The 8,579-nt window shown below is 64.5% G+C and carries 6 protein-coding genes and 2 rRNA genes (1 of these 8 cut by a window edge); 4 read left to right on the forward strand and 4 right to left on the reverse strand.

What is annotated here, in order from left to right:
- Positions 1–168: 168 nt before the first annotated feature.
- Positions 169–1,161 carry a TRAP transporter substrate-binding protein gene (locus LMH63_RS15860; RefSeq protein WP_109678929.1) on the reverse strand — a complete coding sequence of 331 codons (993 nt, stop codon included), beginning with the start codon at positions 1,159–1,161 and terminating at the stop codon, positions 169–171.
- 364 nt (positions 1,162–1,525) lie between these two features.
- Entirely contained in the window at positions 1,526–2,236 is a 711-nt protein-coding gene (locus LMH63_RS15865; protein ID WP_109678930.1) for a GntR family transcriptional regulator, read from the reverse strand.
- Positions 2,237–2,446: 210 nt separating this feature from the next.
- Here LMH63_RS15865 and LMH63_RS15870 point away from each other — a divergent pair, with 210 nt between their 5' ends.
- Genes LMH63_RS15870 through LMH63_RS15885 form a run of 4 tightly spaced genes read left to right on the forward strand, consistent with a single transcriptional unit; the run spans position 2,447 to position 7,018 of the window.
- Positions 2,447–3,463, forward strand: a complete 1,017-nt coding sequence (locus LMH63_RS15870; RefSeq protein ID WP_109678931.1) for a tripartite tricarboxylate transporter substrate-binding protein — start codon at positions 2,447–2,449, stop codon at positions 3,461–3,463.
- 13 nt (positions 3,464–3,476) lie between these two features.
- Positions 3,477–4,019 carry a tripartite tricarboxylate transporter TctB family protein gene (locus tag LMH63_RS15875; protein WP_158280386.1) on the forward strand — a complete coding sequence of 181 codons (543 nt, stop codon included), beginning with the start codon at positions 3,477–3,479 and terminating at the stop codon, positions 4,017–4,019.
- Positions 4,020–4,028: 9 nt separating this feature from the next.
- The gene (locus LMH63_RS15880; protein WP_109678933.1) at positions 4,029–5,549 is read left to right on the forward strand and encodes a tripartite tricarboxylate transporter permease; all 1,521 of its coding nucleotides are present in this window, start codon (positions 4,029–4,031) and stop codon (positions 5,547–5,549) included.
- 47 nt (positions 5,550–5,596) lie between these two features.
- Positions 5,597–7,018 (forward strand): MmgE/PrpD family protein, encoded by a 1,422-nt coding sequence (locus LMH63_RS15885; protein ID WP_109678934.1) that lies wholly within the window; start codon positions 5,597–5,599, stop codon positions 7,016–7,018.
- Positions 7,019–7,125: 107 nt separating this feature from the next.
- Here the strand turns inward: LMH63_RS15885 and rrf are convergent.
- Together rrf and LMH63_RS15895 are read right to left on the reverse strand one after the other, a co-directional pair.
- Positions 7,126–7,242, reverse strand: a 5S ribosomal RNA gene (rrf, locus tag LMH63_RS15890).
- Between the two features lie 103 nt (positions 7,243–7,345).
- A 23S ribosomal RNA gene (locus tag LMH63_RS15895) occupies positions 7,346–8,579 on the reverse strand (it continues 1,657 nt past the right edge of the window).

Here is an 8,579-nt window from a genome sequence, read left to right on the forward strand (position 1 = left end):
CACCCCCGCGGCGACGGCGCTGCAGAAGCTCCGCTTCCGCCGGGTGGCGTCCCGCTGCGGCAATGCTTCTCGGGTGGGCCGCTCCGTGCCCGGAGCAGCCATGTTGGCGCGGTGGGCCGGGCGTGCCCGGCCCACCGCGGCGGATGCCGCAGGGATCAGCGACGGCGCCTACTGCGAGCGCAGCTCGAGGACGCGCGCCGTGAAATCACGGCCCGCGAGCTCCGCCAGCGCATCCCAGATGGGCTCGGAGGCTTCCTCGAACGCCGCGAGGTCGATCTCGTTGACCTCCATGCTCTGGCCAAGCTCGTCGAGCAACTCCGCGTCCGCCTCGGTACCCAGTCGCCGCGTATACTCCGCGGCCTCCTGGGCGGCCCGGGTTACGGCCTCCTTGTGCTCAGGGCTCAGCCCGTCCCAGGTATCGCCGTTCATGACGAACGTCACTGGCGTGTAGACGTGGTTGGAAAGGGAGAGGTAGTCCTGGACCTCGAACAGCGAGCGCGTCTTGATGGTGAGCAGCGGGTTCTCCTGAGCGTCCACCGTTCCCTGCTGCAGCGCCAGGTAGAGCTCGCCGAAGTTCATCGACACTGGCTGGGCGCCGAACGTGCGGAACGTCAGCACCCGGCCCTCACTGCCCGGCACGCGGATGCGGATGCCCTCCAGATCCTCCGGCACGACGATGGGCCGCACGTTGTTGGTGATCTGGCGGAAGCCGAGCTCACCGAAGGCGAGTACGTGCAGGTTCTCACTCTCGCGCATGGACTCGCGCAGCATCTCGCCCACCTCGCCGTCGAGCAGGCGGGCCACGGTTTCCCGGCTGTCGAACAGGAAGGGCATGTCGAACATCGCCCACTTGGAGTCCAGGGAAACCGCGTCCGAACCCATCGGGTAGACGTCGATCTGCCCGGTCCGGATCATCTGCAGGTGGACGGTTTCGTCACCCAGCGCCTCGGTGTGGAACAGCTCGTAGCTGAAATCGTCGCCAAGCGCTTCCTCCAGGTTGTCGGCGAATCGCTGCGCCATCTGCAGGTCCAATCCACTGGAAGGGTTCTCGCCCGAGATTCTCAGGCTCAGAGACTGCGCACCTGCCGGCAGGGCGAGCGCAATGCTCACACCTGCCACGAGCGCCCCGAGCGCGCTCGCCACCGTTCGCTTGTTATTCATGATGATCTCTCTCCTCAGCAACTAGGATGCCGCCGTGTCAACGGTGGCGATGGGATCGGACCCACCCCGCTGCACCCGCTCGGGCGCTGACGGGGACGGCTGGCCGGGACTGACCTGCCGATTCAGCCTTCCCTGGACTTTTGACATTATTCATAATCCCTTTGGGGAAAGTAGCCCACGGTCACGGGGGGCGCAACTCTGCAGGCCCGCCGTTGACCTAGGGCGCACCACAGATCCGGTAAGCCGCCCCCCGATCCCGCGACTCCCGGCCCCGCCGCAGTGCCGCGCTTCGCGCACGTCCGGACACCGCCGCGGACTCGAGCCGGACACGGTGCGCCTCGGCCTCTCTCCGTCGGGGCGGCCATTACCCCTGATCCGCACCTGCCGCCCGGTCCTCCGCAGCGATACCGCTGGCGTCGCCCAGTCGGTTCAGCACGCTGGCCGCCGACTGGTGGATGTGGCGCTCGGTTGCGCAGCGAGCGTGCACCGGATTCCCCGATCGCAGGGCCTCCAGGATCTCGCGGTGTTCTGCCGCGCGACTCCCCTGGTCACGCCCGGCGGCGATCATCGTTCGAAAGCGGCTGATACGCAGCCTGAGGCCGCGCACGATCTCGACCAGGGGGGCGTTTCCGCTGCGCTCGAGAATGACGTCGTGGAACGCCTGGCCCGCCTGCAGCGAACCATCGACATCGCCTTCGGCCGCCAGGCGCCGCATCTCCTCAACGTGATGCTCCATCGCAGCCAGGTCGTCATCAGTGATGGACGGGGCAGCGAGGCTCGCCGCGAGGCCCTCGTTCACTGCGCGAACGGCGTACAGCTGCTCCAGCTCCTGCGCATCGAGCGGGGCGACAAAGATTCGCCCGTTGGGCCGCCGCACCACGAAACCTTCCTGTTCTAGCCGATGCAGCGCCTCGCGGATGGGGCTGCGGCTGATCTGGAACTGCCTTGCCAACTGTGGCTCGGTCAGCTGCGCCCCAGGCTGCAACGCCCCCGACACGATGGCCCGCCGCAAGCCGTGGTAGGCGTCATCGCGCAGAGACCGTTTGGGGATGGGACCAAGTTGAGCTTCGTTCATCGGAACAGGGCTCCATCTATGCCGACACTACGGAACATACTGTCGACTGTATGTTGACTCAAGCCCAAATGGGGCTACGTTGATGCGTAGGGGCGCATTGCCGATGGCAAGCGCCCTCGCCCCGGGACCCGTCGACCGCCCGCGGTACAGAAAGGCGCGGCGCCGGCCTGGGGCCTGCTCCATTCAGAGCGCCAATACGGAGGAGAGGAGATGAACGCATCCATCCCCAGCCCCTTGCGGGGCATGCTCGCGGTGTGCCTTCTGAGCCTGTCTGGCCTCGGCGTGGCCGATGCACAGACAACAGAGGCACCCGAAAAACCCGACGGCTATCCGAGCCGCGACATCACCGTGATGATTCCCTTCGGCACGGGGGGCGGCTCCGATCAGATGATGCGGGCGCTCGGTGCCGAAATGGCCCGCATCATGGGCGTGGACTTCCGCTACACGAACAAGTCCGGCGCGGGGGGACTGGCAGCCATCCCCGACTTCCTGGTCGCGCCGACGGACGGCTACACGCTGTTGCAGCACCATGACGCCGTCGTCACAGGCCAGGCAGCAGGCAAGCACAACCTCGTCATCGGCGAGAACATCGTGCCGATCTGCATCCCTCAGCAGGACTTCAGCCAGCTGTTCATCAACGCCGAGGACGATCGCTTCGACGACTGGGAGTCCCTGGTCGAGTACGCCCAAGAGACCGGCGAGACGCTCAGGGTCGCCGCGAGCAGTGGTCAGGGCTCGCACGAGCACAGCATGGTCACCCTCATCTCGGAGGGCAGCGGCATCGACCTCGAGGTGGTGCCCTTCGGCGACCCGGGGGAGCGTGTCAGCGCGATTCTCGGCCAGCACGTGGCCCTTTACTACGACCAGCCCGGCGAGGGCCGGCCTTACGTTGAGGAAGGCCAGCTCACGCCGGTCCTGTCGATTGTCGAGGAAGCGCCCGACGCGTTCAGCCACATACCCGACCTGCGCGACGTGGGACTCGAATTCAATCCGACCCTGAAGTTCCGCGCGCTCTGGGCGAGCCCCGAAGTCCCGGAAGAGCGCCGGGACTATCTCGAAGCGGTCTGCCGCCAGGCGGCCGATTCCGAGGGGTGGCAGGACTATCTCGAGCGCACCTATACGCATCTGAACAGCCGTTTCTACGGCTCCGAGGAAGGCACGGAGTTCGCCTCGCAGATGCTCGAGACCTACCGCACGACCTTCAGAGATCTGGGCATCATCGACTAGCGGAGGACTCCCGGTGAGTGCTTCCACGCGTGAGTTGCTGAAGATATCCAGCGAGGCGGCGGTGTGGCTCGGCATCGCCGCCTTCGCCTGGATCCAGACCTATGAATTCGCCGGCCAGGACATGATCTTCCGCTGGGGTGCGGCGATCTGGCCGCGCGCGGTAATCGTCGCTCTGGTGCTGGGTGCCGCCGTGCAGTTCCTCGGGCGGCTCATGGCCTGGCAACAGCGCCGGGGGCGCGAGGCGGCAGCGTCCCCGGCCACCCCTCGGGTCAGGGACTGGCGGGCGACGGCGAGAACCGGGGCGATGCTCGTCGTCCCGCTGGTGTACCTCTACCTTCTGCCGCGCATGGGCTATTTCGTCACGACGCCCTTCTTCATCGGGCTGTTGGTCCATATCTACGGCATTCGCCAGCCGGCGAAGGTGGTCGGGATCGCGCTGGCGGTCTACGCAGCCCTCCTGCTCTTCTTCACGACCCTCCTGTTCGTGCCACTGCCCACCGGGTACTGGCCCGGTTTCTACGAATTCAATACGTGGTTCGCCGAACTCGTGAGTTAGGAGACCGGCATGTCCGACTTGATCACCGGCCTGAGCGGCGTGCTCCTTGACCCCGCCACGCTCGGTCTCTTCGTCTTCGCCCTCATTGGCGGCATTGTGTTTGGCTCGATTCCGGGCATCAGCGGAGTGACTCTGGCCGCCATCCTGCTACCGTTCACCGCCGGAATGTCCACCACTCAGGCGGTCATGACTTTCGCGGTGCTTTACGTCTCGAGTGTCTACGGCGGGGCCATCACCGCGATCCTGTTCAATATCCCGGGCTCGCCCAACAACGCGCCGGCCTGCTTCGACGGCTACCCGATGACCCTGAACGGTCAGTCGGGCAAGGCGATTGGTGCGGCGGTGACGGCCTCTGCACTGGGTGGCACCGTATCGGCCCTGGTCATGATGCTCGCCACCGAGAGCATTGCCGGCTGGGCGGTGAGGGCCTTCGGTCCGCCCGAGATCTTCGCACTGGTCGTATTCGGACTCACCGTGGCCGGCGCAGTTGGCGCGCAGACCCTTTCCCACGGCTGGCTGTCCGTCTGCCTGGGCCTGCTGCTGGCCACGATCGGCACCTCGCCGGCGGGAAATGTGCCGCGATTCAACATGGGTAGCACCTACCTGATGGGCGGCATCGAGTTCGTCGCCATCATTCTCGGAGTGTTCGCCGTCTCGGAGGTGCTCAAGCAGGGACAGCACATTGCCGAAGGCATCCGTGTCCCGCCGAAGATCGGTATCGATTTCCCCAGCTTTGCGGAATTCTGGGCACTGAAGCTTGCGGTGTTCCGGTCGATCATCATCGGGTTCTTCTCCGGGATTCTGCCCGGCATCGGCGCGACGCTGGCGGCCTTTCTCGGTTACAACGAGGCCGTTCGCTGGTCTCGAAACCCCAAGAAGTTCGGCACCGGCACGCTTGAGGGCGTGGTTGCCCCCGAGGTGGCCAACAATGCCGCCACGGGGGCTGCCATGGTGCCCCTTCTCGCCCTGGGCATCCCCGGCGGGGCACTCACCGCCATGATGCTGGCCGCGTTCCAGATGCACGGCCTCGACCCGGGGCCAGCGCTGTTCATGACCAGTCGCGAGCTCGTCTGGACCGTTTTCGTGGCGATGCTGCTTGCCAACATGTCGATCATGCTGCTGGGCTACCTTGAGACAAAGACCATCGTCCATCTGCTGCGGATTCCGTTTCCGCTGCTCGCTCCGATCATCCTCATGCTGGGGATCATCGGCGCCTACGCGGTGCGCAACCTGATGCTGGATGTCTGGGTCATGCTGATTGCCGGTATCGCTGCCTTCGTTCTCCGGGGCCGTGGCTACTCCATGGCCGGCGTCGTGCTGGGGGTGATTCTTGGTCAGATCGGAGAGGGAGCCTTCGTGAAGGCCATGCCGATCATGAACTACGAGCTGACCGGCTTTCTGTACCGTCCGGTTGCGCTCGTCCTGCTGCTCGGAGCGGTTCTATCAGTCGCCATCAGCGCATTTCAACGGGTGCGGCGAGCGCGGAAGGAAGCGGGTCGGGACGGCTTGCCGGCAGACGCCAGCGCCTGACCGTATGCTCGCAGGTCGACGAACCAGGAGCATAAAAGGCTGAAGCGATGACCAGTAACGACGACACAAACATCACCGCCGGGGCCGCGCGGTTCGCCTCGCAACTTGGCTATGCCGATTTACCCTCGGAGGCACTGCATGTCGGCCGCCGCTGCATGATCGACGGCATCGGCCAGTTTATCGCGGGCAGTACGACCGGCCCGGTACGTCTTGTTCGGGACGACGTGCTCGACCAGGGCGGGCGCCCGGACGCCCTGCTGCCGGGCACGGGCGGGCGACGCGCGCCGGCCGCACTGGCCGCGCGAGTGCTTGGCACCGCGGGGCACGCGCTTGACTGGGATGATACGCAGGCAACGCGTGACAGCCGCCACACCTACGGCCTCTTGACCCATCCCACGGTGCCTCCCCTCGCGGCCGCACTGGCACTCAGCCAGGGTGCCCTGGGCGAGGTGGACGGGCGCCGCTTCATGGTGGCCTTCCAGGCCGGATTCGAGGTCGAGTGCAAAATCGCCGAGTGGATGCTGCCCGACGCCTATCGGCGCGGCCTGCATGCCAGCGCAGCCGAGGGCACGCTGGGCGCCGCGGTCACGGCGGCACGACTCATGGAACTGGACGAGGACCGGATGCGCCACGCCATCGGCATTGCCGCGAGCCGCTCATCGGCGGGCATCCGCGCCAACGTGGGCACGATGACCAAGCCGCTGCACTTTGGCGGCGCCGCCGAGCACGGCGTCACCGCGGCATTGCTCGCCGCGCGCGGGCTCGAGGCCAGTCCGAGCGCGCTGGATGGCGCCTACGGGTTTCTCACCGTGTTCTCCGGCGGCATCTTCGAGGAAAAGCTCCAGGAGGGCTTCGGCCAGACCTTCTCGATCGTCGATCCGGGCGTCGCGGTGAAGCCCTACCCCAGCGGTATCCTCTCCCATCAGGCCATGGACGCGATGCTGGGGCTGGTGCGCGAGCATGACCTCAAGCCCGAGGACGTCGCCACCGTTCGCTTTCATGCCGGCAGCAACATCCTCAAGCCGCTGTCGTACCGGTTCGCCGAGGATCACCTGCAGGCCAAGTTCTGCATGCCCGCTCTGCTCGCCATGATTCTGCTGCGCCGTCAGGCCGGTCAGGACGAATTCACTGACGCATTCGTCGGTTCGGAAGCGATGCGAGCCATGCAGTCTCGCATCGAAACCGTCTTCGATCCCGAGATCGAGCGCCTGGGCTTCGACCGAATCCGCTCCCGCATCGAGGTTCACACTCATGATGGACGCGTTCTGGAGCGCCGGGCCGATGAACGCTACCGGGGCAGCCCCGAGCACCCGATGTCGGATGCGGAGATGGAGGAGAAATTCCGCGTCTGCACGCGCGGCATTCTCCCGAAGCCCCGTCTCGAGGAACTGCTGCAGGCAATATGGGGAATTGACGACAACACTGGCAACGACGCTGGCCGCCTGGCCAAACTCATGGAGTACGACTAAGGGGGCTGCGGCGTGATAATTCCGCATTCGCGCGGCGGAGCTGCGCGCCTACGGAGGTTGAAATAAAAAACCCCCGTGGCGTGAGCCACGGGGGTTTACGTGTAAGTGCCTGGCGATGACCTACTTTCGCACCGCAGCGGGGCGGCACTATCATCGGCGCTGCGTGGTTTCACTTCCGAGTTCGGAATGGGGTCGGGTGGTTCCCACGCGCTATGGTCGCCAGGCGAGCCGGTTTCCGGTGCACGCCACTCGGCGCGCCACCGCAATTCTGGAAAGCTGCTGTAGTCGGGCACGCAGACCGGTGCCATACAAACCGCTTGGGGTTATATGGCCAAGCCTCACGGGCAATTAGTACCGGTTAGCTTCATGCATTACTGCACTTCCACACCCGGCCTATCAACGTGGTCGTCTTCCACGGCCCTTCAGGGGGATCGAGTCCCCAGGGAGATCTCATCTTGAGGTGGGCTTCCCGCTTAGATGCTTTCAGCGGTTATCCCTTCCGTACGTAGCTACCCGGCAGTGCCACTGGCGTGACAACCGGAACACCAGAGGTACGTCCACTCCGGTCCTCTCGTACTAGGAGCAGATCCTCTCAAATCTCCGACGCCCACGGCAGATAGGGACCGAACTGTCTCACGACGTTCTAAACCCAGCTCGCGTACCACTTTAAATGGCGAACAGCCATACCCTTGGGACCTGCTACAGCCCCAGGATGTGATGAGCCGACATCGAGGTGCCAAACTCCTCCGTCGATGTGGACTCTTGGGAGGAATCAGCCTGTTATCCCCGGAGTACCTTTTATCCGTTGAGCGATGGCCCTTCCATACAGAACCACCGGATCACTAAGGCCGGCTTTCGCCCCTGCTCGACTTGTCAGTCTCGCAGTCAGGCACCCTTATGCCTTTATACTCAGAGCGCGATTTCCGACCGCGCCGAGGGTACCTTCGCACTCCTCCGTTACTCTTTGGGAGGAGACCGCCCCAGTCAAACTACCCACCACACACTGTCCCTGATCCGGATAACGGACCTAGGTTAGAACCTCAAGCATGCAAGGGTGGTATCTCAAGGATGGCTCCACCAAGGCTGGCGCCTCGGCTTCAAAGCCTCCCACCTATCCTGCACAAGCATACTCGAAGTCCAGTGTGAAGCTGTAGTAAAGGTTCACGGGGTCTTTCCGTCTTGCCGCGGGAACGCAGCATCTTCACTGCGATTTCAATTTCACTGAGTCTCGGGTGGAGACAGCGGGGCCATCGTTACGCCATTCGTGCAGGTCGGAACTTACCCGACAAGGAATTTCGCTACCTTAGGACCGTTATAGTTACGGCCGCCGTTTACCGGGGCTTCAATCAAGAGCTTCGCCCCGAAGGGCTAACCCCATCATTTAACCTTCCGGCACCGGGCAGGCGTCACACCCTATACATCCTCTTACGAGTTAGCAGAGTGCTGTGTTTTTAGTAAACAGTCGCAGCCCCCTGGTCACTGCGGCCCGCCTCGGCTCTGCCCGCGAGGGGCTTCACCTAATACGGGCGCACCTTCTCCCGAAGTTACGGTGCTATTTTGC

The sequence above is a fragment of the Spiribacter halobius genome, assembly GCF_020883455.1.
Classification (GTDB): Bacteria; Pseudomonadota; Gammaproteobacteria; order Nitrococcales; family Nitrococcaceae; genus Sediminicurvatus; species Sediminicurvatus halobius.